This is a genomic window from Methylobacillus arboreus (assembly GCF_020532725.1).
GTDB lineage: Bacteria > Pseudomonadota > Gammaproteobacteria > Burkholderiales > Methylophilaceae > Methylobacillus > Methylobacillus arboreus.
On the sequence record NZ_JAJAVC010000007.1, the window covers coordinates 1 to 22,075 of the forward strand.

39 protein-coding genes are annotated in these 22,075 nt (G+C 50.1%); 35 read left to right on the forward strand and 4 right to left on the reverse strand.

Features of this window, described 5'->3' with window-relative positions; genetic code table 11:
• The 35 genes from LG198_RS09925 to LG198_RS10095 all read left to right on the forward strand — a co-directional run.
• On the forward strand, window positions 1-123 hold a 123-nt coding region (locus LG198_RS09925; protein ID WP_456085633.1), incomplete at its 5' end, for an EF-Tu C-terminal domain-related protein.
• A gap of 78 nt (window positions 124-201) precedes the next feature.
• The gene (rpsJ, locus tag LG198_RS09930) at window positions 202-510 is read left to right on the forward strand and encodes a 30S ribosomal protein S10 (RefSeq protein WP_011478646.1); all 309 of its coding nucleotides are present in this window, start codon (window positions 202-204) and stop codon (window positions 508-510) included.
• 97 nt (window positions 511-607) lie between these two features.
• Window positions 608-1,252 (forward strand): 50S ribosomal protein L3, encoded by a 645-nt coding sequence (gene rplC / locus LG198_RS09935; RefSeq protein ID WP_230343040.1) that lies wholly within the window; start codon window positions 608-610, stop codon window positions 1,250-1,252.
• Window positions 1,252-1,878: a 50S ribosomal protein L4 gene (gene rplD / locus LG198_RS09940; protein ID WP_230343041.1), complete on the forward strand. Its 627-nt coding sequence runs from the start codon at window positions 1,252-1,254 to the stop codon at window positions 1,876-1,878. Before rplC ends, rplD begins: the two co-directional genes overlap by 1 nt.
• Complete coding sequence (gene rplW, locus LG198_RS09945; protein ID WP_230343042.1) at window positions 1,875-2,183, forward strand: 50S ribosomal protein L23; 309 nt, start codon at window positions 1,875-1,877, stop codon at window positions 2,181-2,183. The genes rplD and rplW overlap by 4 nt, the downstream gene beginning before the upstream one ends.
• An 8-nt stretch (window positions 2,184-2,191) precedes the next feature.
• Entirely contained in the window at window positions 2,192-3,025 is an 834-nt protein-coding gene (rplB, locus tag LG198_RS09950) for a 50S ribosomal protein L2 (protein WP_230343043.1), read from the forward strand.
• Between the two features lie 5 nt (window positions 3,026-3,030).
• Complete coding sequence (gene rpsS / locus LG198_RS09955; protein ID WP_230343044.1) at window positions 3,031-3,306, forward strand: 30S ribosomal protein S19; 276 nt, start codon at window positions 3,031-3,033, stop codon at window positions 3,304-3,306.
• 10 nt (window positions 3,307-3,316) lie between these two features.
• Window positions 3,317-3,646 carry a 50S ribosomal protein L22 gene (gene rplV, locus LG198_RS09960; protein WP_230343045.1) on the forward strand — a complete coding sequence of 110 codons (330 nt, stop codon included), beginning with the start codon at window positions 3,317-3,319 and terminating at the stop codon, window positions 3,644-3,646.
• Between the two features lie 10 nt (window positions 3,647-3,656).
• Window positions 3,657-4,367 (forward strand): 30S ribosomal protein S3, encoded by a 711-nt coding sequence (gene rpsC, locus LG198_RS09965; protein WP_230343046.1) that lies wholly within the window; start codon window positions 3,657-3,659, stop codon window positions 4,365-4,367.
• The gene (gene rplP, locus LG198_RS09970) at window positions 4,351-4,767 is read left to right on the forward strand and encodes a 50S ribosomal protein L16 (RefSeq protein ID WP_011478654.1); all 417 of its coding nucleotides are present in this window, start codon (window positions 4,351-4,353) and stop codon (window positions 4,765-4,767) included. Before rpsC ends, rplP begins: the two co-directional genes overlap by 17 nt.
• A gap of 2 nt (window positions 4,768-4,769) precedes the next feature.
• Entirely contained in the window at window positions 4,770-4,979 is a 210-nt protein-coding gene (gene rpmC / locus LG198_RS09975; protein ID WP_230343047.1) for a 50S ribosomal protein L29, read from the forward strand.
• An 11-nt stretch (window positions 4,980-4,990) separates the two neighbouring features.
• On the forward strand, window positions 4,991-5,263 hold the full coding sequence (gene rpsQ, locus LG198_RS09980) for a 30S ribosomal protein S17 (RefSeq protein WP_230343048.1): 273 nt from the start codon (window positions 4,991-4,993) through the stop codon (window positions 5,261-5,263).
• Window positions 5,264-5,425: 162 nt separating this feature from the next.
• On the forward strand, window positions 5,426-5,794 hold the full coding sequence (gene rplN / locus LG198_RS09985) for a 50S ribosomal protein L14 (RefSeq protein WP_011478657.1): 369 nt from the start codon (window positions 5,426-5,428) through the stop codon (window positions 5,792-5,794).
• 11 nt (window positions 5,795-5,805) lie between these two features.
• On the forward strand, window positions 5,806-6,123 hold the full coding sequence (gene rplX / locus LG198_RS09990) for a 50S ribosomal protein L24 (RefSeq protein ID WP_230343049.1): 318 nt from the start codon (window positions 5,806-5,808) through the stop codon (window positions 6,121-6,123).
• 9 nt (window positions 6,124-6,132) lie between these two features.
• Window positions 6,133-6,672, forward strand: coding sequence for a 50S ribosomal protein L5 (rplE, locus tag LG198_RS09995; RefSeq protein WP_230343050.1), 540 nt, complete (start codon window positions 6,133-6,135; stop codon window positions 6,670-6,672).
• A gap of 2 nt (window positions 6,673-6,674) precedes the next feature.
• The gene (gene rpsN, locus LG198_RS10000; protein WP_230343051.1) at window positions 6,675-6,980 is read left to right on the forward strand and encodes a 30S ribosomal protein S14; all 306 of its coding nucleotides are present in this window, start codon (window positions 6,675-6,677) and stop codon (window positions 6,978-6,980) included.
• A 14-nt stretch (window positions 6,981-6,994) separates the two neighbouring features.
• Entirely contained in the window at window positions 6,995-7,390 is a 396-nt protein-coding gene (gene rpsH / locus LG198_RS10005; protein WP_230343052.1) for a 30S ribosomal protein S8, read from the forward strand.
• 10 nt (window positions 7,391-7,400) lie between these two features.
• Window positions 7,401-7,934, forward strand: a complete 534-nt coding sequence (rplF, locus tag LG198_RS10010) for a 50S ribosomal protein L6 (RefSeq protein WP_230343053.1) — start codon at window positions 7,401-7,403, stop codon at window positions 7,932-7,934.
• A 9-nt stretch (window positions 7,935-7,943) separates the two neighbouring features.
• Complete coding sequence (gene rplR, locus LG198_RS10015; RefSeq protein WP_230343054.1) at window positions 7,944-8,297, forward strand: 50S ribosomal protein L18; 354 nt, start codon at window positions 7,944-7,946, stop codon at window positions 8,295-8,297.
• Between the two features lie 15 nt (window positions 8,298-8,312).
• Window positions 8,313-8,822, forward strand: a complete 510-nt coding sequence (gene rpsE / locus LG198_RS10020; RefSeq protein ID WP_089375849.1) for a 30S ribosomal protein S5 — start codon at window positions 8,313-8,315, stop codon at window positions 8,820-8,822.
• A gap of 2 nt (window positions 8,823-8,824) precedes the next feature.
• Window positions 8,825-9,022: a 50S ribosomal protein L30 gene (rpmD, locus tag LG198_RS10025; protein ID WP_230343055.1), complete on the forward strand. Its 198-nt coding sequence runs from the start codon at window positions 8,825-8,827 to the stop codon at window positions 9,020-9,022.
• On the forward strand, window positions 9,022-9,456 hold the full coding sequence (gene rplO, locus LG198_RS10030) for a 50S ribosomal protein L15 (protein ID WP_230343056.1): 435 nt from the start codon (window positions 9,022-9,024) through the stop codon (window positions 9,454-9,456). The genes rpmD and rplO overlap by 1 nt, the downstream gene beginning before the upstream one ends.
• Window positions 9,457-9,499: 43 nt before the next feature.
• Entirely contained in the window at window positions 9,500-10,786 is a 1,287-nt protein-coding gene (gene secY / locus LG198_RS10035; protein WP_230343057.1) for a preprotein translocase subunit SecY, read from the forward strand.
• 11 nt (window positions 10,787-10,797) lie between these two features.
• Complete coding sequence (gene infA, locus LG198_RS10040; protein ID WP_011478668.1) at window positions 10,798-11,016, forward strand: translation initiation factor IF-1; 219 nt, start codon at window positions 10,798-10,800, stop codon at window positions 11,014-11,016.
• A gap of 22 nt (window positions 11,017-11,038) precedes the next feature.
• Window positions 11,039-11,152: a 50S ribosomal protein L36 gene (rpmJ, locus tag LG198_RS10045; protein ID WP_081620790.1), complete on the forward strand. Its 114-nt coding sequence runs from the start codon at window positions 11,039-11,041 to the stop codon at window positions 11,150-11,152.
• Window positions 11,153-11,276: 124 nt separating this feature from the next.
• Window positions 11,277-11,639 carry a 30S ribosomal protein S13 gene (gene rpsM / locus LG198_RS10050; RefSeq protein WP_230343058.1) on the forward strand — a complete coding sequence of 121 codons (363 nt, stop codon included), beginning with the start codon at window positions 11,277-11,279 and terminating at the stop codon, window positions 11,637-11,639.
• A gap of 13 nt (window positions 11,640-11,652) precedes the next feature.
• Window positions 11,653-12,042: a 30S ribosomal protein S11 gene (rpsK, locus tag LG198_RS10055; RefSeq protein WP_011478671.1), complete on the forward strand. Its 390-nt coding sequence runs from the start codon at window positions 11,653-11,655 to the stop codon at window positions 12,040-12,042.
• A gap of 81 nt (window positions 12,043-12,123) precedes the next feature.
• Window positions 12,124-13,110 carry a DNA-directed RNA polymerase subunit alpha gene (locus tag LG198_RS10060; protein ID WP_230343059.1) on the forward strand — a complete coding sequence of 329 codons (987 nt, stop codon included), beginning with the start codon at window positions 12,124-12,126 and terminating at the stop codon, window positions 13,108-13,110.
• A gap of 10 nt (window positions 13,111-13,120) precedes the next feature.
• Window positions 13,121-13,516 (forward strand): 50S ribosomal protein L17, encoded by a 396-nt coding sequence (gene rplQ, locus LG198_RS10065; protein WP_230343060.1) that lies wholly within the window; start codon window positions 13,121-13,123, stop codon window positions 13,514-13,516.
• Between the two features lie 339 nt (window positions 13,517-13,855).
• Complete coding sequence (gene mgtE / locus LG198_RS10070) at window positions 13,856-15,295, forward strand: magnesium transporter (RefSeq protein ID WP_230343061.1); 1,440 nt, start codon at window positions 13,856-13,858, stop codon at window positions 15,293-15,295.
• Between the two features lie 17 nt (window positions 15,296-15,312).
• A complete protein-coding gene (locus tag LG198_RS10075; RefSeq protein WP_328485372.1) occupies window positions 15,313-16,599 on the forward strand; it encodes a mechanosensitive ion channel family protein in 1,287 nt (428 codons plus the stop codon).
• Window positions 16,600-17,139: 540 nt separating this feature from the next.
• Window positions 17,140-17,676 carry a DUF2380 domain-containing protein gene (locus tag LG198_RS10080; RefSeq protein ID WP_230343063.1) on the forward strand — a complete coding sequence of 179 codons (537 nt, stop codon included), beginning with the start codon at window positions 17,140-17,142 and terminating at the stop codon, window positions 17,674-17,676.
• A 78-nt stretch (window positions 17,677-17,754) separates the two neighbouring features.
• Window positions 17,755-18,543, forward strand: a complete 789-nt coding sequence (locus LG198_RS10085; RefSeq protein ID WP_230343064.1) for a hypothetical protein — start codon at window positions 17,755-17,757, stop codon at window positions 18,541-18,543.
• A gap of 1 nt (window position 18,544) precedes the next feature.
• Window positions 18,545-19,099 carry a TetR/AcrR family transcriptional regulator gene (locus LG198_RS10090; RefSeq protein WP_230343065.1) on the forward strand — a complete coding sequence of 185 codons (555 nt, stop codon included), beginning with the start codon at window positions 18,545-18,547 and terminating at the stop codon, window positions 19,097-19,099.
• A 194-nt stretch (window positions 19,100-19,293) separates the two neighbouring features.
• A complete protein-coding gene (locus LG198_RS10095; RefSeq protein ID WP_230343066.1) occupies window positions 19,294-19,773 on the forward strand; it encodes a cupin domain-containing protein in 480 nt (159 codons plus the stop codon).
• A gap of 126 nt (window positions 19,774-19,899) precedes the next feature.
• Here LG198_RS10095 and rpmG read toward each other — a convergent pair whose 3' ends face one another.
• The 4 genes from rpmG to coaBC form a co-directional block, all read right to left on the reverse strand.
• Window positions 19,900-20,055 carry a 50S ribosomal protein L33 gene (rpmG, locus tag LG198_RS10100; RefSeq protein WP_230343067.1) on the reverse strand — a complete coding sequence of 52 codons (156 nt, stop codon included), beginning with the start codon at window positions 20,053-20,055 and terminating at the stop codon, window positions 19,900-19,902.
• 10 nt (window positions 20,056-20,065) lie between these two features.
• Window positions 20,066-20,302: a 50S ribosomal protein L28 gene (gene rpmB / locus LG198_RS10105; protein ID WP_011478680.1), complete on the reverse strand. Its 237-nt coding sequence runs from the start codon at window positions 20,300-20,302 to the stop codon at window positions 20,066-20,068.
• Window positions 20,303-20,388: 86 nt separating this feature from the next.
• Window positions 20,389-20,841 carry a dUTP diphosphatase gene (gene dut, locus LG198_RS10110; RefSeq protein ID WP_230343068.1) on the reverse strand — a complete coding sequence of 151 codons (453 nt, stop codon included), beginning with the start codon at window positions 20,839-20,841 and terminating at the stop codon, window positions 20,389-20,391.
• A complete protein-coding gene (gene coaBC / locus LG198_RS10115; protein WP_230343069.1) occupies window positions 20,838-22,046 on the reverse strand; it encodes a bifunctional phosphopantothenoylcysteine decarboxylase/phosphopantothenate--cysteine ligase CoaBC in 1,209 nt (402 codons plus the stop codon). Before coaBC ends, dut begins: the two co-directional genes overlap by 4 nt.
• Window positions 22,047-22,075 lie beyond the last annotated feature (29 nt).

Consider the following 22,075-nt stretch of genomic DNA (forward strand, 5'->3'; position numbering starts at 1 on the left):
GACAACGTCTCCATCACCGTTGCCCTGATTGCCCCGATCGCCATGGAAGAAGGCCTGCGCTTCGCGATTCGCGAAGGTGGCCGTACCGTGGGTGCCGGCGTCGTCGCTAAGATTATTGAATAGTTGATCCCGTCAGGCCGCAGGCTTTAATGCTTGCGGCCTTTTCGCTCTTTGGAAGTATCGCTCTTTAAGGAAAGTTATATGGCAGCTCAAAAAATCCGTATCCGCCTCAAGGCATTTGATTACCGTCTGATTGATCAATCTGCGCTTGAGATTGTTGAAACGGCTAAGCGTACCGGTGCAGTAGTCAAGGGTCCTGTGCCTTTGCCAACGCGTATCGAGCGTTTTGATATTCTGCGTTCACCACACGTTAACAAGACTTCTCGTGATCAGTTCGAGATTCGTACCCATCAACGCCTGATGGATATTGTTGATCCTACTGACAAGACAGTGGATGCATTGATGAAGCTGGACCTGCCAGCTGGTGTTGATGTAGAAATCAAGCTGTAACTTGTTTTTTTGAAGTGGGTCGGATATAATCCGACCCTTTCGCGTACCGGGTCGGTCAATTGTAATCGGCCTTTTTAATTATTATAAGGAATCGATCATGAGCTTAGGGCTTATTGGTCGCAAGGTGGGCATGACCCGCATTTTTACCGAAGAAGGCGAAAGCATTCCGGTAACAGTGCTGGAAGTCGTTCCTAACCGTGTGACACAGATCAAGACTGTCGCAAGCGATGGCTATACAGGCCTTCAAATTGCTTACGGCGAGCGTCGTGCCAGCCGTGTTGGCAAGGCACTGACAGGTCACTATGCCAAAGCTGGCGTATCTGCCGGCGCTGGTATCAAGGAATTCCCTGTTACTGATGATATTCTGGCTAACTACAATGTTGGTGGCCAGATTACTGTTGAGCTTTTCCAGGCGGGTCAGCTGGTAGATGTTACCGGTACTTCGCTGGGTAAAGGTTTTGCAGGTGCCATCAAGCGACATAACTTTAGTTCCAATCGTGCTTCCCATGGTAACTCCAGGTCCCACAATGTGCCCGGTTCTATCGGCATGGCGCAAGATCCTGGCCGTGTTTTCCCTGGTAAGCGCATGCCTGGTCACCTGGGTGCGGCGAAGACTACCGTGCAGAATCTTGAAATTGTGCGTGTAGATGCTGAGCGCAACCTGTTGTTGATCAAGGGTGCGATTCCTGGCTCTAAAGGCGGCGATGTTGTCGTGCGCCCTAGTGTGAAGGTGAAGGCATAATGGAAATCAAATTAATCGACAAGAATGGCAAGCCAGCAAAGGCTGGTTTGGCTGTTTCTGAGGCGACTTTTGGTCGCGAATTCAATGAGGCGCTGGTACACCAGGTTGTGGTGGCCTACCAGGCGAATGCGCGTACAGCCACTCGTGCCCAATTGGGTCGTGGCAATGTTAGCCATACCACCCACAAGCCATGGAATCAGAAGGGAACTGGCCGTGCCCGTTCCGGTATGAGCTCCAGCCCGATCTGGCGTGGAGGCGGTCGTGCCTTCCCAAATAGCCCTGACGAAAATTTCAGCCACAAGATCAACCGTAAGGTTTATCGCGCCGGTGTTCGCGCTATTCTCTCCGAGTTGGTGCGCCAAGAGCGCTTGAGTGCGGTTGAAGAATTTGCAGTGGATAGTCCTAAAACCAAGCAGTTGGTGGAAAAGATCAAGAACTTCGGTTACACCGATGGTTTGCTGGTGTTGGTTGACAGCTTTGATGAAAATCTTTACCTGTCTGCCCGTAACCTGCCAAATGTGCTCGTGATCGAAGCGCAGTATGTTGATCCTGTTAGTTTGGTGCGTTTCCCCAACGTGCTGGCAACCAAGGGTGCGGTTAAGAAACTTGAGGAGATCCTGGCATGAGCGCATTGAGTACCCAAGAGCGTTTGCTGCAAGTGATTCTTGCGCCGCAAATTACAGAAAAGGCAACTCGCATTGCTGACAAGAACCAGCAAATCGCTTTCCGTGTGCGCACTGATGCAACCAAGCCTGAAATCAAGGCTGCAGTTGAGTTGGTGTTCAAGGTGGAAGTGGATGCGGTGACTGTTGTCAATGTTGGCGGCAAGGTGAAGCGCGCAGGCCGTAATTTTGGCCGCCGCAAGGACTGGAAGAAGGCTTATGTGAGCCTGAAGCCAGGTCAAGAAATTAATTTCGCAGCGGGCGAATAGGAGAAATCATGGCACTGATTAAAGTCAAGCCTACTTCCCCAGGCCGGCGCGCCGTAGTTAAGGTGGTAACGCCTGATCTGCACAAGGGTAAGCCCTATGCGCCGCTGCTGGAGAAGCAAAGTAAAAACGCTGGCCGTAATAACAACGGCCGTATCACGACACGTCACCAGGGTGGCGGTCACAAGCAGCACTACCGTATCGTTGACTTCCGCCGCAACAAGGATGGCATTGCCGCCAAGGTTGAGCGTCTGGAATACGATCCAAACCGCAGTGCGCACTTGGCATTGCTGGTTTATGCAGATGGCGAGCGACGCTATATTATTGCGCCACGCGGTGTTTCCGCTGGTGCGCAATTGGTGAGCGGTTCCGATGCGCCTATCCGTGCAGGTAATGCATTGCCACTGCGCAACATTCCTGTCGGTAGTACGATCCATTGCATCGAATTGCAACCTGGCAAGGGTGCGCAGATTGCGCGTTCCGCTGGTACTTCTGTGCAGTTGTTGGCACGTGAAGGCAGTTATGCTCAGTTGCGTTTACGCTCCGGTGAAGTTCGCCGCGTGCACGTTGACTGCAAGGCAACTATCGGCGAAGTAGGTAATGAGGAACATTCCCTGCGTTCTATCGGTAAGGCTGGTGCAATGCGCTGGCGTGGTGTTCGTCCTACCGTTCGCGGTGTGGTCATGAACCCTGTCGATCACCCGCACGGTGGTGGTGAAGGTAAGACAGCTGCTGGTATGAATCCTGTCAGTCCATGGGGTACGCCTACCAAGGGTTACCGTACGCGTAGCAACAAGCGTACTGATAACATGCGCGTCAGCCGTCGTCCTGCGAATAAGAGGTAATCAATATGGCACGTTCAATTAAGAAAGGGCCATTTGTTGATGGCCATCTGGCTAAGAAGGTAGAAGTGGCTGCAGCTGCTCGCGATAGAAGGCCGATCAAGACTTGGTCCCGTCGTTCTACCATTCTGCCTGATTTCATTGGTTTGACCATCGCGGTTCACAACGGCAGACAGCATGTGCCGGTGTTGATTTCTGAAAACATGGTAGGTCACAAGCTCGGCGAATTTGCGCTGACCCGTACGTTCAAGGGTCATGCTGCCGACAAGAAGGCCAAGAGGTAGGAGAATGACGATGGAAGTATCCGCAGTATTAAGAGGTGTTCATCTGTCCCCGCAAAAGGCTCGCTTGGTTGCTGACTTGGTCCGTGGCAAGAAAGTTGACAATGCACTCAATATCCTGAATTTCACGCCTAAAAAGGGTGCTGAAATCATCAAGAAGGTAGTTGAGTCCGCGATTGCCAATGCAGAGCACAATGAAGGCGCAGATATCGATGAGTTGAGGGTGACCTCAATCTATGTCGACAAGGGTCTGGTATTGAAGCGTATTCGCGCTCGTGCCAAGGGTCGCGCTGGACGGATTATCAAACCAACTTGTCACATCACTGTGACAGTCGGTAACTAAAGGAATCGTTATGGGTCAGAAAATTCATCCGTTTGGTTTCCGTCTGAGCGTCCAGAAAAACTGGTCTTCTCGTTGGTATGCCAATAGCAGTAATTTCCCTGCGATGCTGAACAGCGACGTCAAGGTGCGTGAGTTCCTGAAAAAGAAACTTTCTCATGCTGCTGTGAGCAAGATCGTGATTGAGCGTCCTGCCAAGAACGCCAAAATTACCATCTACAGTGCACGTCCCGGTATCGTCATCGGCAAGAAGGGCGAAGACATCGAGTCATTGCGCTCTAATCTTCAAGGTTTGATGGGTGTACCTGTTCATTTGAACATTGAAGAAGTGCGCAAGCCTGAAATCGATGCGACACTGATTGCCGAAAGCATTGCACAACAGCTTGAAAAGCGCGTAATGTTCCGTCGTGCCATGAAGCGTGCGATGCAAAACGCCATGCGTCTGGGTGCTCAAGGCATCAAGATCATGAGTTCCGGTCGCTTGAATGGTATCGAGATTGCACGTACTGAATGGTACCGTGAAGGCCGTGTGCCTTTGCATACCCTGCGTGCTGATATTGATTATGGTGTGGCTGAAGCGAAAACCACCTACGGTATCATCGGTATCAAGGTGTGGGTATTCAAGGGCGAAGTGTTCGGCAACAAGCTTGAACAAGCTGCCCAGCCTGCTGAGCCAGAAAAGAGAGTAAGAAAGTCGGGGGCAAAAAATGCTGCAACCAGCTAGACAAAAATTCCGCAAGATGCAGAAGGGCCGTAACAAGGGCATCGCAACTACCGGCAACAAGGTAAGCTTTGGCGAGTTCGGTCTGAAAGCAATTGGTCGTGGTCGTTTGACCGCACGCCAGATTGAAGCGGCCCGTCGTGTGATGACCCGTCATATCAAGCGTGGTGGTCGAGTATGGATCCGCGTCTTCCCAGATCAGCCGATTTCTAAGAAGCCAGCTGAAGTGCGTATGGGTAATGGTAAGGGTAGTACCGAGTACTACATTGCCCAGATCCAGCCTGGAAAGATGTTGTATGAAATGGACGGTGTTAGCGAAGAGCTGGCACGTGAAGCGTTCCGTCTGGCTGCTGCCAAGCTGCCAATCGAGACTACCTTCATTACACGTCATATTGGGAGCTAGTCATGAAAGCGTCCGAATTGAGAAACAAGACTGTTGAAGAGTTGAATAATGAGTTGATCGAGTTGCGTCGTGCGCAATTCTCTCTGCGCATGCAACTTGCCACTCAACAATTAAACAAAGTTGACCAGGTAGGCAAAGTGCGCCGTGATATTGCTCGCGTTCGCTCTGTGCTTGCTGAAAAAGCCAAAGTGGCTAATTCAAGTCAAGCTTAAGCGGAGTCATTATGAGCGAAAATCAAACAGAAAAACTGGTTCGCACTTTGAGTGGCCGTGTAGTGAGCGACAAAATGGACAAGACGGTAACCGTGCTGGTCGAGCGTAAGGTGAAACACCCTTTGATCGGCAAGGTGGTACGTCGTTCCAACAAGTTCCACGCTCACGACGAAAACAATGAGTGCAAAGAAGGCGACCTGGTCGTGATCGAGGAAAGCCGCCCGCTTTCCAAGACCAAAGCCTGGCGCGTAAGCAAGATTGTAGAAAAAGCACGTATTGTGTAATTAATATTGCCCTTCCACTTGCAATCGCCTGGGAGGGCAATATATAATGTTTGACCTTTTGGCGCCCAACAAGCTGGCGCCCCAATACTGACCGTAGTGCTGTCAGCCGTTTTTGACAAGCGGCTGGTGTTGGTTTAACGGATTAAGTTGGAGATTATTCTCATGATTCAAATGCAGTCTCGGCTGGATGTTGCCGATAACACTGGTGCGCGTTCTGTTATGTGCATCAAGGTGTTGGGTGGTTCTAAGCGTCGTTATGCTGGTATTGGTGACATCATCAAAGTCAGCGTCAAGGATGCTGCGCCACGTGGTCGCGTCAAAAAAGGCGAGGTCTATAGCGCGGTTGTTGTTCGCACAGCCAAGGGTGTGCGCCGTCCTGACGGTTCCCTGGTCAAGTTTGATAGCAACGCTGCAGTATTGTTAAACAACAAGCTGGAACCGATTGGTACCCGTATTTTCGGGCCGGTGACACGTGAGCTGCGTGGCGAGCGTTTCATGAAGATCGTTTCTCTGGCACCCGAAGTTCTGTAAGGAGTTGCTGGATGAGTAAGATTCGCAAGGGTGATGAAGTCATCCTGAATACAGGTAAAGACAAGGGTAAGCGCGGCACAGTGCTGCGCGTACTGGAGTCTGGCCAGGTTCTGGTCGAGGGTATCAACATTGTGAAGAAGCATGCCAAGCCCAACCCAATGCGCGGTGTGGCTGGTGGCATCATCAGTAAGGAGATGCCTGTCGACATCTCTAATGTTGCTTTATTCAATCGTGCCACCCAGAAGGGTGATCGCGTTAGCTTCAAGACATTGGATGATGGTCGCAAGGTTCGCGTATTCAAGTCCAGTGGTGAAGTTGTGGACGCATAAGGGTAGATCATGGCTCGTTTAAAAGATTTTTATAAGGACACCGTGGTTAAGCAGCTGGTCGAGCAGTTTGGCTACAAGTCTGTGATGGAAGTGCCTCGCATCGAGAAGATTACCGTCAATATGGGTGTTGGCGAAGCTGTTGCCGACAAGAAGGTCATGGAAAATGCCGTGGCTGACCTGGAGAAGATTGCAGGCCAGAAGGTTGTTGTAACCAAGGCCAAGAAGTCTATTGCCGGTTTCAAGATCCGTGATGGCTATCCTGTTGGTTGCAAGGTAACGCTGCGTCGCGAACATATGTATGAGTTCCTGGATCGTCTGATCACGGTTGCAATTCCCCGGATCCGTGACTTCCGCGGTATTTCACCTAAATCGTTTGATGGTCGTGGTAATTACAATCTGGGTGTGCGTGAACAGATTATTTTCCCGGAAATTGAATACGACAAGATCGATGCGTTGCGCGGGATGAATATCACCATCACTACCACTGCAAAGACTGATGAAGAGGCGCGTGCGCTCCTCTCCGCATTCAGCTTCCCTTTTAGGAACTAATCATGGCAAAAACCTGCTTGATTGAACGCGAACAAAAGCGTCGCGATACAGTAAAGAAATATGCAGCCAAGCGTGCTGAGCTGACTGCGGTTGCAAATGATGTGAATGCATCGATTGAAGACCGTCGCGCTGCTCGCAGCAAGCTGCAAAGTCTGCCACGTAATTCCAGTCCGGTTCGCCTGCGTAATCGTTGTGCGCTGACTGGTCGCCCACGTGGTGTGTTTAGTAAATTTGGCATTGCGCGCGGTAAGCTGCGCGAGTTGATGATGCGTGGCGAAGTGCCAGGCGTCACCAAGGCTAGCTGGTAACGGAGGAATTTAGTATGAGTATGAGTGATCCGATTGCCGATATGCTGACACGCATCCGTAATGCGCAAAGCACTAATAAGGTATCTGTTTCCATGCCATCGTCCAAGGTGAAGCGCGCAATTGCTAATGTGCTGAAGGACGAAGGCTATATTGATGATTTTGCTGTGCAGGATGTAGATGGCAAGCCGCAGCTGAATATCAGCCTGAAGTACTATGCTGGACGTCCGGTAATTGAGAAGATCGAGCGCGTAAGCCGCCCTGGTCTGCGCATTTATCGCGGCAATCAAGATATTCCAGTGGTATTGAATGGTTTGGGCGTGACGATTGTTTCCACGTCCAAGGGTGTAATGACTGATCGTAAAGCACGTGACGCCGGTATCGGTGGCGAAGTGCTGTGCGTAGTGGCTTAAGGAGAAAACGATGTCTCGTGTAGCTAAAAATCCAGTCGCTATCCCTGCCAAGGTTGAAGTCGTTCTGAGCGCTAACAATATTGCAGTGAGTGGTCCGCTTGGAAAACTGTCGCTGCCATTGAGTGGTGATGTTGCGCTTGAGCGTGATGGCGACAATATTACATTTGCCGTTGCTCGTGAAACACAACATGCGCGTGCCATGTCTGGTACGTTGCGTGCACTGGTATCCAATATGGTGGCTGGTGTTTCTCAGGGTTTTACTCGCAAGCTCACTCTGGTGGGTGTGGGTTACAAGGCGCAGGCGCAGGGTACTAACCTGAACCTGGACCTGGGGTTCTCCCATCCAGTAAACCACAAGATGCCTGAAGGCGTGACCGTGCAGACACCATCTCCTACCGAGATCGTGTTGACCGGTGCCGACAAGCAAGTGGTTGGTCAGGTTGCCGCGCAGATTCGCGCATATCGTGCTCCAGAACCTTACAAGGGTAAGGGCGTGCGCTATGCCGATGAAGTGGTAATTATCAAAGAAACCAAGAAGAAGTAAGGTTTAGCCATGAATAATGTTAATTCACGTCTGCGTCGTGCACGTAAAACTCGTGCCAAGATCGCCGAGTTGAGAGTTACACGCCTGAGTGTGCATCGTAGCAATAGCCACATCTATGCTCAGATTATTGATGCAACTGGCGACAAGGTGCTTGCCAGCGCGTCTACGCTTGAAGCTGAAGTGCGCAAGGATATCCAGAATGGCGGCAATATTGCTGCCGCTGCGGTGATCGGTAAGCGTATTGCTGAAAAGGCCAAGGCTGCAGGAGTTACTACTGTTGCGTTTGACCGTTCCGGCTACAAGTACCATGGTCGTATCAAGGCGCTGGCTGATGCCGCCCGTGAAAACGGCTTGTCCTTCTAAAGACTGAGGTTGATGATGGCAAAAGTTGAAATTGAACAGCAGCAAACTGATGGTTTGCGCGAAAAGATGATCGGTGTCAACCGTGTCACCAAAGTGGTGAAGGGTGGCCGGATCATGAGTTTTGCCGCACTGTCCGTAGTAGGTGACGGTGATGGTGGTGTTGGTATGGGCAAGGGCAAGGCGCGTGAAGTGCCGGTTGCCGTGCAGAAAGCAATGGACGAAGCACGTCGCGGCATGATCAAGGTAAGCCTGAACAATGGCACGCTTTATCACGCAGTGACTGGTGTCCATGGTGCTGCCAAGGTGTTCATCCAGCCAGCTTCCGAAGGTACCGGTATTATTGCCGGCGGTGCAATGCGCGCCATCTTCGAAGTAATGGGTGTGACGAATGTGCTGGCCAAATGTATCGGCTCTACCAATCCATACAACGTGGTACGTGCAACACTCAATGGCCTCCAATCCATGAATACTCCTGCTGAAGTTGCTGCCAAGCGCGGCAAGAGCGTAGAAGAAATCAGAGGTTAATAATGGCTAAGGCAAAAAAAGCAACTGAATTGATCAAGGTTACCTTGGTCAAGAGCACCATCGGTAGAATCCAGTCTCACCGTGCAAGTGTCGCAGGTCTTGGCTTGCGTCGCCTGAACCAGACCGTTGAAGTGCAAGACACTCCAGCGAATCGTGGCATGATCAATGCGGTGAGCTATCTGTTAAAGGTAGAAGAATAATGAAACTGAACACTATCAAGCCTGCTGAGGGCGCGAAGCATGCCAAACGCCGTGTTGGCCGAGGTATTGGTTCTGGCCTGGGCAAGACTGCCGGCCGTGGTCACAAGGGTCAAAAGTCCCGTACAGGCGGTTTCCATAAGGTAGGTTTCGAAGGCGGTCAAATGCCTTTGCAACGTCGCTTGCCAAAGCGTGGCTTTAATTCCTTGACCAAGGCTGATACAGCGAATGTGCGTACTAGTGATCTGGTTCGCGTAGAAGCTGAAGTGATCGACTTGTTGGCACTTAAGCAAGCTAACGTGATTTCCGGTAGTGCTCGCACTGTCAAGGTATACCTGTCAGGTGATGTAGGTCGTGCAGTGACTGTACAAGGCCTGATCCTGAGCAAGGGTGCTCGTGCTGCGGTAAAAGCAGCTGGCGGCAAGATTGTAGAGTAATCGATTCGTGGCTAGCGATAGTATTTTTGGCGCAGTAGGTAAAATGAGCGAGTTGAAAAACCGCTTACTTTTCGTACTGGGAGCTCTGATCGTTTTCCGTCTTGGCGCGCACATTCCGGTGCCGGGTATCGACCCGGATGTGCTTGCCCGTCTGTTTGAGTCGCAGAGTGGCGGTATTCTTGGCATGTTTAACATGTTCTCGGGCGGTGCCCTTGAGCGGTTTACCATTTTCGCCTTGGGTATCATGCCGTATATTTCGGCTTCCATTATCATGCAGCTCTTGACCGTGGTTTCGCCACGCATGGAGCAGCTGAAGAAGGAAGGTGAAAGCGGTCGTCGCACAATTACCAAGTACACGCGCTACGGCACTGTGTTCCTGGCGACTTTCCAGGCACTGGGCATTGCGATTGCGCTTGAAGGGCAGGCAGGTCTGGTGCTTGACCCAGGATTGATGTTCCGCTTTACCACGGTGATTACCCTGGTTGGCGGTACCATGTTCCTGATGTGGTTGGGTGAGCAAATTACCGAGCGCGGTATTGGCAATGGGATTTCAATCATCATCTTTGCCGGTATTGTTGCAGGGTTGCCGCATGCGATTGGTGGGACTCTGGAGTTGGCGCGTACAGGTGCATTCTCAATTCCATTGGTATTGTTCCTGTTTGTTGCGGCTATCTTGGTCACTGCGTTTGTCGTGTTTGTTGAACGCGGCCAGCGCAAGATCACCGTGAATTATGCCAAGCGTCAGGTGGGCCGCAAGGTATTTGGTGGACAAACCAGCCACTTGCCATTGAAGCTGAATATGGCTGGGGTGATTCCGCCGATCTTTGCCTCGAGCATTATCTTGTTCCCGGCAACGATGGCGGGTTGGTTCGGTAGCCACGAAAGTATGTCATGGCTGAAGGATATTGGTTCAACCCTGTCCCCAGGCCAGCCGCTGTATATTATTTTCTTTGCTACGGCAATTATCTTCTTCTGTTTCTTTTACACGGCGTTGGTATTCAACCCAAAAGAAACAGCGGATAACTTGAAGAAGAGTGGTGCATTTGTTCCTGGGATTCGTCCTGGAGAGCAGACAGCGCGATATATTGATCGCATCATGGGTCGCTTGACCCTGGCAGGAGCGTTATATATCACTGCAGTATGTCTGCTTCCAGAATTTTTGATTCTGAAGTTCAATGTTCCGTTCTATTTTGGCGGTACTTCACTGTTGATTATCGTGGTTGTGACTATGGATTTCATGGCGCAAGTGCAATCTCACCTGATGTCACACCAGTATGAAGGTCTGCTGAAAAAGGCTAACTTTAAGGGTGGGGCGGGTCTCCCGCGTTAATTGGCAGCAGTATGGCAAAAGAAGATCGTATTGAAATGCAGGGCGAGGTTCTGGAGAACCTGCCGAATGCAACATTCAGGGTCAAACTGGAAAATGGCCATGTAGTACTGGGCTATATTTCAGGCAAGATGCGTATGCACTATATTCGTATCCTGCCCGGTGACAAGGTCACCGTGGAAATGACTCCTTATGATTTATCGCGTGCGCGGATTATTTTCCGCGCCAAGTAAGATTTTAGCGAAGAGGTGAGAGATGAGAGTTCGTGCATCAGTAAAGACATTGTGCCGTAATTGCAAGGTGGTTCGCCGTCGTGGTGTCGTGCGTATTATTTGCACCGATCCACGTCATAAGCAACGCCAGGGTTAATTCGGTAACGTGGTTTAATGGGACTGGTTTTTAATCTATTTGTTAAAAACCAGTCAAGCTGTTAAAATTTTGGGCTTTTTTGGCGATTTGATTAAACGATGCGCCATTATTTTGGAGTAGCTACATGGCTCGTATAGCAGGGGTAAACATCCCAAATCATAAACATACCGAAATCGCATTGACTTCGATTTACGGTGTGGGTCGTACTACGGCAAAACATATTTGTCTGGCTGCAGGTGTATCCGCTACAGCGAAGATCAAGGATCTGAATGATGCTGAAGTGGAAAAGCTGCGTGATGAAGTCGCCAAGTTGCAGGTGGAAGGTGATCTGCGTCGCGAAGTGACAATGAACATCAAGCGCTTGATGGATCTTGGTTGCTATCGTGGCATTCGCCATCGCCGTGGTTTGCCAGTTCGAGGTCAACGTACCAAGACCAATGCGCGCACTCGCAAGGGTCCAATCAAGCCTATCAAGGCATCCAAGTAAGGAATAGCAAATAATGGCTAAAGCTAACGTACGCGTACGCAAGAAAGTCAAAAAGAATATTGCCGAGGGCATTGCTCACGTGCATGCTTCTTTCAATAACACCATCATTACGATTACCGACCGTCAAGGCAACGCGCTTTCGTGGGCGACTTCAGGCGGCGCAGGTTTCAAGGGTTCTCGTAAGAGTACACCTTTTGCTGCCCAGGTTGCTGCTGAAGCTGCTGGCAAGGCTGCGCAAGAGTGTGGTGTCAAGAATCTTGAAGTACGCATCAAGGGCCCAGGCCCTGGTCGTGAATCTGCCGTACGTGCATTGAATGCCGTTGGTTTTAAGATCACCAGTATTTCCGACGTAACCCCTGTGCCACACAACGGTTGCCGTCCACCCAAGAAGCGTCGTATCTAAGCTGGATACAAGGTTTCAACCACGATAACCTGGTTGTCGTGGTTGATTTGTTTAAAGAAATCGAGGACCGTAAGGATAGCTATGCAAAACAGTCCGACTGAATATTTGAAGCCACGCGTTGTTGATGTTGAGGTAATTTCGCCCGTGCGTGCACGCGTGACACTCGAGCCAATGGAACGCGGTTTTGGCTACACGCTGGGAAATGCCTTGCGTCGTGTGTTGCTGTCATCCATTCCTGGCTTTGCGATTACTGAAGTCAAGATCGATGGCGTGGTGCATGAGTACTCTACGCTGGATGGTGTGCAGGAAGACGTGGTAGATATCCTGCTGAACCTCAAGGGTGTTGCACTGAAGCTGAATAGCAGAAGTGAAGCTACTCTGACCCTGAACAAGAGCGTTGAGGGTGTTGTGACCGCTGGTGATTTCGAGACCGGTCATGACGCAGAAATCGCTAATCCTGATCATGTGATTGCTCACTTGACCAAGGGCGGCAAGCTCAACCTGGAAGTCAAGGTCGAAATGGGACGTGGCTACCAGCCAGTACCGCAGCGTCAGAAAACTGAAGACGAGGATCGCATCTTGGGTTTCATCCAGGTTGATGCTTCTTTCAGCCCAATCAGCAAGGTGAGTTACCAGGTTGAAAGTGCGCGTGTTGAACAGCGTACTGACTTGGACAAGCTGATCATGGATGTGGAAACCAACGGCGTGGTTGAGCCTGAGCAGGCTATCCGTGACGCGGCTCGTATCCTGATCGGTCAATTGTCTGTGTTCGCAGATCTTGAAGGTGCGCCTTCCGAAGTTGAGGTAAAGCATGCGCCACAAGTTGATCCTATCCTGCTGCGTCCGGTAGATGATCTTGAGTTGACCGTGCGTTCGGCAAACTGTCTCAAGGCAGAAAATATTTATTACATTGGTGACCTGATTCAGCGTACTGAAAATGAGCTGTTGAAAGCACCAAATCTGGGCCGTAAATCTTTGAATGAGATTAAGGATGTACTGGCCTCTAAGGGCCTGACATTAGGCATGAAACTGGAAAACTGGCCACCAGCGGGCCTGGAAAAGGTGTGAGGAAATCACTATGCGTCATCGCAACAGCAATCGTAAATTAAACCGCACCAGCAGCCATCGTCAGGCTATGTTGCGTAACATGGCCAACTCTCTGCTGCGCCATGAAGTTATCAAGACAACTTTGCCCAAGGCTAAAGAATTGCGCCGCGTGGCTGAGCCTTTGATTACTTTGGGCAAGCAGGCAACACTGGCTAACCGTCGCTTAGCGTTCAATCGCCTGCGTGACCGTGCTATCGTTGGCAAGCTTTTCAACGAACTTGGCCCACGTTACCAGACTCGCAATGGCGGTTACCTGCGTATCCTGAAGTGCGGTTTCCGTGTAGGCGACAATGCACCGATGGCATTGGTTGAACTGGTAGACCGTCCTGAACTGGCTACAGATAGTGAAGTTGTATCAGCTGAGTAAATCAGCCGCAGCAAGCCATTAAGCAAAAAGCCGGTTCTTGAACCGGCTTTTTTGTTGCCATCAAGAATACTTATTCAAATCCGATAATGGAGCTATTGCCTGACTTTTAATGGCAAGGTTCACAAATGGGAAATCATCATTACCATATAGTAAAGATGATCTTTCTTGATTGAGTTTAATTTCAGGATTAATTGTAAAATCTTCGAGTTAAGCCAAGATACTTAAAGAAATAGTTTAATATTTGGTGAAGCGGTATTGATGCTGAATATATAATTTCTTGCTGCTATCAATGCCTGGCAGGCATTGACCTCAACATATTGGCACGGGTCTTAAGAGCGTATGGCGGATATTCAGGAATCAAAAGAAAGTTTGCAGGAAAGTCTGCAGCAGGTCATTACCCTGCTGAATAAGCACCGTCTTGTCGAGGATCTCGTGCACAAGCAGGATATGCCCAAGCAGGAGTTGGTGCAGACCCTTGTGCATCGTCAGAATCTCGTTGAGTTGCAGAAAAAGCTGGATAGCCTGCATCCGGCTGACGTGGCCTATATTCTTGAGGCGTTGCCGCTTGAGCAGCGGCTGGATGTCTGGGATTTGGTCAAGGCGGAGCGGGATGGTGAAATCCTGCTGGAAGTCTCGGATGCTGTACGGCAAACCCTGATTGCTGATATGGACAGCGACGAACTGCTTGCCGCTGCCGAACAGCTGGATACTGACGAGCTGGCAGACCTTGCCCCTGACTTGCCCAAAGATGTGTTGCAGGAGCTGTTGGAAAGCCTGGATAGCCGCAATCGTGAGCGCCTGCAATCTGCGCTGGCATATCCCGATGACGCCGTGGGCGCCTTGATGGACTTCGATATTGTCACGATCCGTGAAGATATTACCCTGGAGGTGGCGCTGCGCTACCTGCGCCGCATAGGCAGCCTGCCTGACCATACCGACAAGCTGTTTGTAGTGGATCGCAATGATGTGTTGCGCGGCGTGCTGCCTTTGAAGCGCTTGGTCGTTAACGACCTGGATTCAGGCGTTGCAGAAATCATGGCGGATGATGCGGTCGTTTTTCACCCGGAGGACAAGGCTGATGAGGCTGCCAAGGCATTTGAGCGTTATGACCTGGTGACGGCACCTGTAGTAGATGCGAATAATCGCCTGGTGGGCCGGTTGACCGTAGATACGGTGATGGACTATATCCGTGAAGAAGCGGAAAGCGACATGCTGTCCATGGCCGGTTTGCGCGAAGAAGAGGATATTTTCTCTTCGGTCTGGAAGTCAGTGCAGAACCGTTGGACCTGGCTGGCCATTAACCTGGTGACAGCATTTGTTGCATCCCGTGTCATTGGCCTGTTCGAGGGGTCGATCGAGAAAATAGTGGCCTTGGCGGCCTTGATGCCGATCGTCGCAGGAATAGGCGGCAATTCCGGAAACCAGACTACCACCATGATTGTGCGTGGCCTGGCCTTGGGACAGGTTTCCGGTTACAACACCAAGTCGCTGCTGATCAAGGAAACCGGCGTGGGCTTGTTGAACGGCCTGATCTGGGGCAGCGTGTTGGGGATTCTGGCTTATTTCCTCTATGACAATGTCGCGCTTGGCGTGGTGATGACGGCTGCGATGACACTTAACCTGTTGCTGGCTGCTGTCATGGGGGTCATGATCCCTATCGTGATGTCGACGCGCTTCAACCGTGATCCGGCGGTGGGTTCCAGCGTGTTGATCACTGCGGTGACAGATAGCGGTGGTTTCTTCATCTTCCTTGGACTGGCAACAATCTTCCTGCTATGAACAATGCCTTATATACCGTGTGGCAAGATCTAGTCACGGACTTCTCCTCGGCAGTCGTGCTGTGGCAGGCCGGCATTATCGTAGCGAGTCTTGCGATTGCGTGGTCAATCAATAGCTTCCAGCGCGGCCGCCTTGCCAAAAGCAATGTACACCAGGCGGCAATTGATGGCCTGACGCGCATCCTGTTCCCGATCTCCTCGCTCATCATGGTGTTGCTCGGTCAATTGGCGATCAGTCATTGGTATAGCACCAGCCTGCTGGAGCTGGCTTCCCGCCTCCTGATTGCAATGGCAGTGATCAGGCTTGCAGTTTATGTGTTGCGTTACGTGTTTTCGCCCAGCGGCTGGCTCAGGACTACGGAAAGCATATTCTCGACCACGGTCTGGTTGATCCTGGTATTGCATGTCACCGGCTTGCTGCCAGACATCATTAATGCTCTGGATGCTGTGCGCTTCAATATCGGCAAGAGCCCGGTCAGCTTGTGGCTGGTCATCCAGGGTTTGTTCACTGTCCTGGTGACAGTGTTCATTGCCCTGTGGCTAAGCCGCCTGATTGAGAATAAATTGATGCAGGCTTCGCATATCAACATCAATATGCGAGTCGTCATCAACAAGGTCATACGTATTGCCTTCGTGTTTCTCGCAGTGTTGGTAGCATTGTCCGCGGTAGGCCTGGATATCACATTGCTGTCAGTGTTTGGCGGTGCCCTGGGCGTAGGCCTGGGCTTCGGTTTGCAGAAGATTGCGAGCAATTACGTCAGCGGTTTCATCATCCTGCTGGATGAGTCCATGAACCTGGGCGATATCGTGACGATCGGCTCCTATTACGGCATTGTGCAGGAACTACGCTCGCGCTACATGGTGCTGCGCCAACTGGATGGCACGGAGGTCATCATCCCGAATGAAACATTGATCACCAGCGCTGTGATTAACCATACGGCGATTCGCCGCAGGGTGCCGGTCAAATTGCCTATCCAGGTAGGATATGACACGGATTTGAAAGCTGCGCTGGCATTGATGGTAGAAGTAGCCAAACGCCACCCGCGCGTGATGAAGGATCCCGGCCCGGATGCCAAGCTGGTTGGTTTTGGCGAAAGTGGCATAGATCTTAACCTGACGGTTTGGGTGCCCGATCCAGAGAATGGCGCGGGAGATATTCCTTCTACCGTCTATCTTGATTTATGGGACGAGTTCAAAGCGCGGGGCATTTCGATTCCTTATCCACAGCGTGAGGTGCATGTTTTTGGGCATGGGGTGAGTATACAAGAGGCCAAATCTGGATTGAATAATGCTGGCGCAGCTTAGTCTGATGTTAGTGAGTTTAACAAAAGGGAGTTTGTTTTATTTGCAAGTGTCTTGCTTATAACTTTCCATGATAGTCGCAAAACTATATTCGTTCACTCCGCCTTTCATCATCCCACCTTCGATAACTGCCGTGTAATTTTCTTTGCAGAATGCAATCCCAGGGTTATCTGATTGCTTATCTTCAGTGATCTTCCAAAAAAGCCTTACGTAATACCCACTAGTGCATTGCGACAATAATTGGGTTTGTAGGTGATCAAAAGGTAATTAATCTACTTCCAGATTTGCTGTTGCCACCTCCCCATCCGGAGTTTGAAGTGCTTTAGTCATATTTTCTATCCTGCGAAACCATTAGAGACAAACACCTTTCAGTTAAAACCAGAAGCTTGTAAATAATTCCAGAAAATGTACTATTAAGTTCATAATCATACTATACTGTTTGGTATTGTTGGTATTGTTGGTATTGTTGGTATTGTTGGTATTGTTGGTATTGTTGGTATTGTTGGTATTGTTGGTATTGTTGGTATTGTTGGGGTGATGGATATGCACAAGTTGATGAGAACAATAAAATCCGTAGTAATAATCGGCTGTTTAGTTTCTTCAGCAGCAAATGCTGAGGTTGGACCTAAGGTCGCAGTCATGGCCTTTTTATTAAATGACATGACTAATCTGCCAAATGCTCCTGAAGAGTTGAAACGGATCGATTTACTCTCGACCAAATTTCATGAAAGCCTCAAGAGCAAAGGTATCAATGTGGTGCCTGAAGGCGCGAAAGTTAAATCGGAAATCGAAAAGCACTCTCCCACCTACCTTTACGATAACGTTGAAACGGCCATTGAGCTCAATAAGAATACTGGTGCAGATTATCTAGTGATCGGAGTGGCACTGAAGCCTACGTATCTGTTTGTTTATCCCCGCTTGATCATTGTGGATGTCAAAAACAAATCTGTGGTGATGTCGAAGTCTGCTCAATTGGAGAGTTCCTGGACAGACGAAAATACGACAATCCGTACCGCTGAAAAGCTTGCCCAGGTAGTTAAAGAACGCGTGGATGCTCTTCATGCTGCAGCAGAACAGTAAATAATGAAGATTTAGAGGTATGAAAATGCTCAAGGAAGTATCCATTACGTCACTGTTGAATTTGCAGGAGTCCGAATAATGGAATTGCTGAATAGTTCATGGTTAATTCGTATGATCGAAAAGGCAGGGCCACAGCCAATCGACAAGCTTCTTTCTTTGTATACCTTATTGGAAACTTGGTTGCATGCGCCTGGAGTTCGGCAAGGCATCAATGAAGAATATTCCAAAAACTCGCTAATGTTCCAGAGCTGTCCTGCACTAACTTCCTATCTTGTCTCCTTAGCCATAGCGTCCAAGCTCAAGAATCCTGCAATTGTCGTTACTCAAATGATGATTCTCCTGCAGGGGGCGATAGCAGAGGAATTACGCAATCCCGGGATGGGCGCTCTGCTTGCTGCGCAACAGGCTGCCAAGGCAGTAGTAAAACAAGCAAGGCCATCAATGATGGTGAGAGCGGATAAAGCCATTCGGACAAGTGGCTATGCCGCTTCATTCTTGGCATCCACTATATTGGCAGCGCATTTTTGGCCTTCAAAGAACTCAGCTCCAGTACACAATGCACGGCAGGATGTCGGATATCAGCAGGCTACTTTGACATCAAGTATCGATCCTGAGTTACTTCTAAAAGCTTTTGCACTTAGAAAAAGCATGGAGACCGGGACTTGCCCGGCCCCAAATTTCTTTAGTATGCCCAAGGAACAGATACCGGTATATATGGATATTGTTCACTCTAGGTTATCCAATAATCCGGATATCGATAATAAGAGACTTTCGACTTTCTTGGCGTGGTATGACCAACAGCGTGCGTGGGAGTGCTACCCAAAATCTCAAATCAAGCAACGATTCATATCTAGGATAGGTGTTTAACATGTCATCAAGAATGCGCGATTATATCCTTGAAGCTGCAGGCGATCTTTTTTCTCGCCAAGGTTTCAATTCGACCAGTGTTGATAATATTGCCGCACAGGCACAAGTGGCCAAAGTCACGCTATATAAATATTTCAAATCCAAAGAGTTGCTCATCATTGAATATCTGCGCGAGCAGAATTCAAAGCTGTGGAAAAAGCTAGCTGAATCGCCTCAACAGGGAAATGCACGGGATGAGCTTGAGTCCATGGTGATCAGCCTCTTGGAAGTCATTGGCGACAAGGACTTCAAGGGGTTTGCCTCCATCAATGCCGGAGTTGAGTTTCCCCAAGCCGACAATCCAGTCAATCAAATATCGAAAGAGTTCTCCAAACAACTTCGAGAACAAATGACTGAGTTAGCTACTCGAGCAGGAATCAAGCATGCGGAAGCGCTGGCATTGCAGCTGGCCTTGGTAATTGAAGGTGCTTCAATTGCCGAGAGAAACCAACAAGGCAGTCAATCAATTTTGCATGCACAGGCCTTGGTCAAGACACTGATTAACTCCGCTACTTAACGAAGGGAGGCTGCTAAGAGAGTCCATTTTGCAGCCACTGCCTCCGTCACGGATATGTGAAATACAGCTGAGTGGTCAACTTGGGCCTAGAGTTGAGATTCCTAAGATTTAACTAAGATTCAAGGTTTATAGGTTTTTTAAAAATCTGCTATGGCACGCGAAAACGCGAGCGATAATTAAATGGAGGAGTTGCAATGAGAAACATATTAATAGCGCTGTGTCTTTCACTTACAGCTTTGAGTTCATATGCTGCTGATCAGATTGAGAGAATGACAGCTGATAAGATGCAATCGTATAAAGAGTCTAAGATCGACTGGCAAGACGAAACTATTCTCCCAAAAGGTGCAAAAAGCGCACTCATTCTGGGTGATCCATCAAAACCAGGTGTTTTCATTGCGTGGCTTAAATTCCCAGCAAACTACCCAATCCCGGCGCATACACATCCATTTACTGAGGTCATTACCGTGCTTAAGGGTAAACTGGGAAATGGGATGGGTGAGATTTTGGATAAGAAAAAGGGAGAAACTTTGAACGTAGGTGAGAGTTTTGTCCTGCCAGCGGGCCATGCGCATTATGTATGGACAGGGAATGAGGAAACTATTGTAGAGTTGATTGCTACTGGGCCATGGGATATTACCTATTCCAATCCAAAAGATGACCCCAGAAAAAAATAAAATGCTTGAGTGTGATTTTGTCTAACTTAAGCAAACGACAATTAGAAAGCTCTAACCCTTGATAGGGGCCTTCTAGGCGAATAAAAAGCCCGCATTCGCGGGCTTTTTTGTTCAGCTGAGATTATATTACTTCAGCTTGGTTTCCTTGTACAGGACATGCTTGCGGGCAACGGGATCAAATTTTTTGATCTCTAGCTTTTCAGGCGTAGTGCGCTTGTTCTTGGTCGTGGTGTAGAAGTGACCAGTTCCTGCGCTGGATTCCAATTTGATTTTTTCACGCATGATTTAGTCCTTAGATCTTTTCGCCGCTGGCGCGCAGATCAGCCAGAACAGCATCGATGCCGTTCTTGTCGATAGTGCGCAGTGCAGCATTGGTGATACGTAGGCTTACCCAGCGGTTTTCGCTTTCGACCCAGAACTTGCGGTTTTGCAGGTTAGGAAGGAAACGACGCTTGGTCTTGTTATTTGCGTGGGAAACATTATTCCCAACCATCGGCTTTTTGCCGGTTACCTGACATACGCGTGCCATGGCGGACTCCGAAATTCGAAAAGACCGCATTTATACCATGAAAAACGACATCTTTTCAAGTGAATTCAAAGATTTTTATCTGGTACTTACTGGGTGCCTGTGCTGCCGAAACCGCCTTCACCGCGTTCGCTGGCGCTGAAATCATCAACGATATTGAAGCTGGCTTGCGCTACCGGCACGATCACCAGTTGGGCAATGCGCTCCAGCGGGTTGAGGATGAAGCTTTCCTTGCCACGGTTCCAGCATGAGACCAGGAGCTGGCCCTGGTAATCCGAGTCGATGAGGCCGACCAGGTTGCCGAGCACAATGCCATGCTTATGGCCGAGGCCAGAACGCGGCAAGATCAGGGCTGCATAGTTGGGGTCGGCAAGGTGGATGGCCATGCCAGTGGGGATCATGGTGGTTTCGCCGGGATGCAGGGTTTGCGTATGTGCTATACAGGCGCGCAGGTCCAGGCCCGCAGAACCTGGTGTAGCGTAGCTGGGTAGCATATGTTGCAGGCGGCTATCCAGAATCTTGACGTCGATCTTGAGGCTCATGAATGTATTTTCCTGGTGGGGTTGTCCAGCATCGCGGCAATATGTTGCAACAGTCCACGTGCCAGTGTGATCTTGGGAGCTAGTGGCAAGGGGTGGGAGCCTTGGGCGTCTATCAGCACAAGGCTGCTCTCATCCTGGCCTAATGCCTCGCTGGCGATATTGGCTGCAATCAAGGGCAAGTGTTTCCTGCGTCTTTTTTCTTCGGCATATTGCAGCAGGTTTTCACTTTCTGCAGCAAAGCCTACACAGAATGGCGCGTCAGGCCGTGATGCTACGGTGGCAAGGATATCCGGATTGGCTTCCAGGGTCAGTGTGAGCGGTGTGCCGTTTTTCTTGATTTTGCTGGTGCTGGTTTGTTGCGGTCGATAATCAGCCACCGCAGCGACGGAAATAAAGATGTCCTGGCCTTGGAGATTGTTTTCCACGGCAGTGAGCATTTCATTGGCGCTGGTAACGTAAAGGGTGCGCGCATTGGCTGGCGCTGTCAGGGCAACAGGCCCGCTCACCAGGGTGACCTCAGCCCCCATTTCAATGGCGGCGCGGGCAATGCTGTAACCCATCTTGCCGGAGCTGTGGTTGGTAATGGCGCGTACCGGGTCGATAGCTTCCTGCGTCGGGCCTGCCGTGATGAGGATGCGCTTGCCTGTGAGTAATTGGGGTTGGGCACGGGCCAATAAGCGTTCAAGTAGCTCTTCCGGCTCCAGCATGCGTCCAAGCCCGGTCTCGCCACAGGCTTGCGCGCCGCTTGCTGGGCCGAGGACGGTGATGCCGTCATGCTGCAACTGGCGGATATTGCGCTGCGTTGCCGGGTTATGCCACATCTGCTGGTTCATGGCCGGGGCCACGAGCAGCTTGCAATCGCGGGCGAGGCACAAGGTGGATAACAGGTCATCTGCAGCGCCATGTACCAGTTTGCTCAGGAAGTCCGCACTGGCTGGCGCAACCAGAATGGCATCTACCTGGCGGGAAAGGTCGATATGGGCCATGCCGTTGCCGACATCAGGCTGCCATAAATCGGTATAGACCGGGTTGCCGGACAGAGCCTGGAATGTCACTGGGGTAATAAACTGTGTTGCTGCCGCTGTCATGACTACTTGCACATCAATATCTTGCTTGGTCAGCAACCTGACAAGCTCAGCGGCTTTATACGCAGCGATACCGCCAGTGACGCCGAGCAATAGTTTTTTTATGGAATAATGGCTCATCGGGATAGTGGGCAGATGCGTAAAACCGT

Bases quoted from the DNA above. Each gene is read 5' to 3' on its own strand.
- rpsJ (WP_011478646.1), top strand. From the start codon at position 202: ATGGCAGCTCAAAAAATCCGTATCCGCCTCAAGGCATTTGATTACCGT.
- rplC (WP_230343040.1), top strand. From the start codon at position 608: ATGAGCTTAGGGCTTATTGGTCGCAAGGTGGGCATGACCCGCATTTTT.
- rplD (WP_230343041.1), top strand. From the start codon at position 1,252: ATGGAAATCAAATTAATCGACAAGAATGGCAAGCCAGCAAAGGCTGGT.
- rplW (WP_230343042.1), top strand. From the start codon at position 1,875: ATGAGCGCATTGAGTACCCAAGAGCGTTTGCTGCAAGTGATTCTTGCG.
- rplB (WP_230343043.1), top strand. From the start codon at position 2,192: ATGGCACTGATTAAAGTCAAGCCTACTTCCCCAGGCCGGCGCGCCGTA.
- rpsS (WP_230343044.1), top strand. From the start codon at position 3,031: ATGGCACGTTCAATTAAGAAAGGGCCATTTGTTGATGGCCATCTGGCT.
- rplV (WP_230343045.1), top strand. From the start codon at position 3,317: ATGGAAGTATCCGCAGTATTAAGAGGTGTTCATCTGTCCCCGCAAAAG.
- rpsC (WP_230343046.1), top strand. From the start codon at position 3,657: ATGGGTCAGAAAATTCATCCGTTTGGTTTCCGTCTGAGCGTCCAGAAA.
- rplP (WP_011478654.1), top strand. From the start codon at position 4,351: ATGCTGCAACCAGCTAGACAAAAATTCCGCAAGATGCAGAAGGGCCGT.
- rpmC (WP_230343047.1), top strand. From the start codon at position 4,770: ATGAAAGCGTCCGAATTGAGAAACAAGACTGTTGAAGAGTTGAATAAT.
- rpsQ (WP_230343048.1), top strand. From the start codon at position 4,991: ATGAGCGAAAATCAAACAGAAAAACTGGTTCGCACTTTGAGTGGCCGT.
- rplN (WP_011478657.1), top strand. From the start codon at position 5,426: ATGATTCAAATGCAGTCTCGGCTGGATGTTGCCGATAACACTGGTGCG.
- rplX (WP_230343049.1), top strand. From the start codon at position 5,806: ATGAGTAAGATTCGCAAGGGTGATGAAGTCATCCTGAATACAGGTAAA.
- rplE (WP_230343050.1), top strand. From the start codon at position 6,133: ATGGCTCGTTTAAAAGATTTTTATAAGGACACCGTGGTTAAGCAGCTG.
- rpsN (WP_230343051.1), top strand. From the start codon at position 6,675: ATGGCAAAAACCTGCTTGATTGAACGCGAACAAAAGCGTCGCGATACA.
- rpsH (WP_230343052.1), top strand. From the start codon at position 6,995: ATGAGTATGAGTGATCCGATTGCCGATATGCTGACACGCATCCGTAAT.
- rplF (WP_230343053.1), top strand. From the start codon at position 7,401: ATGTCTCGTGTAGCTAAAAATCCAGTCGCTATCCCTGCCAAGGTTGAA.
- rplR (WP_230343054.1), top strand. From the start codon at position 7,944: ATGAATAATGTTAATTCACGTCTGCGTCGTGCACGTAAAACTCGTGCC.
- rpsE (WP_089375849.1), top strand. From the start codon at position 8,313: ATGGCAAAAGTTGAAATTGAACAGCAGCAAACTGATGGTTTGCGCGAA.
- rpmD (WP_230343055.1), top strand. From the start codon at position 8,825: ATGGCTAAGGCAAAAAAAGCAACTGAATTGATCAAGGTTACCTTGGTC.
- rplO (WP_230343056.1), top strand. From the start codon at position 9,022: ATGAAACTGAACACTATCAAGCCTGCTGAGGGCGCGAAGCATGCCAAA.
- secY (WP_230343057.1), top strand. From the start codon at position 9,500: ATGAGCGAGTTGAAAAACCGCTTACTTTTCGTACTGGGAGCTCTGATC.
- infA (WP_011478668.1), top strand. From the start codon at position 10,798: ATGGCAAAAGAAGATCGTATTGAAATGCAGGGCGAGGTTCTGGAGAAC.
- rpmJ (WP_081620790.1), top strand. From the start codon at position 11,039: ATGAGAGTTCGTGCATCAGTAAAGACATTGTGCCGTAATTGCAAGGTG.
- rpsM (WP_230343058.1), top strand. From the start codon at position 11,277: ATGGCTCGTATAGCAGGGGTAAACATCCCAAATCATAAACATACCGAA.
- rpsK (WP_011478671.1), top strand. From the start codon at position 11,653: ATGGCTAAAGCTAACGTACGCGTACGCAAGAAAGTCAAAAAGAATATT.
- LG198_RS10060 (WP_230343059.1), top strand. From the start codon at position 12,124: ATGCAAAACAGTCCGACTGAATATTTGAAGCCACGCGTTGTTGATGTT.
- rplQ (WP_230343060.1), top strand. From the start codon at position 13,121: ATGCGTCATCGCAACAGCAATCGTAAATTAAACCGCACCAGCAGCCAT.
- mgtE (WP_230343061.1), top strand. From the start codon at position 13,856: ATGGCGGATATTCAGGAATCAAAAGAAAGTTTGCAGGAAAGTCTGCAG.
- LG198_RS10080 (WP_230343063.1), top strand. From the start codon at position 17,140: ATGCACAAGTTGATGAGAACAATAAAATCCGTAGTAATAATCGGCTGT.
- LG198_RS10085 (WP_230343064.1), top strand. From the start codon at position 17,755: ATGGAATTGCTGAATAGTTCATGGTTAATTCGTATGATCGAAAAGGCA.
- LG198_RS10090 (WP_230343065.1), top strand. From the start codon at position 18,545: ATGTCATCAAGAATGCGCGATTATATCCTTGAAGCTGCAGGCGATCTT.
- LG198_RS10095 (WP_230343066.1), top strand. From the start codon at position 19,294: ATGAGAAACATATTAATAGCGCTGTGTCTTTCACTTACAGCTTTGAGT.
- rpmG (WP_230343067.1), bottom strand. From the start codon at position 20,055: ATGCGTGAAAAAATCAAATTGGAATCCAGCGCAGGAACTGGTCACTTC.
- rpmB (WP_011478680.1), bottom strand. From the start codon at position 20,302: ATGGCACGCGTATGTCAGGTAACCGGCAAAAAGCCGATGGTTGGGAAT.
- dut (WP_230343068.1), bottom strand. From the start codon at position 20,841: ATGAGCCTCAAGATCGACGTCAAGATTCTGGATAGCCGCCTGCAACAT.
- coaBC (WP_230343069.1), bottom strand. From the start codon at position 22,046: ATGAGCCATTATTCCATAAAAAAACTATTGCTCGGCGTCACTGGCGGT.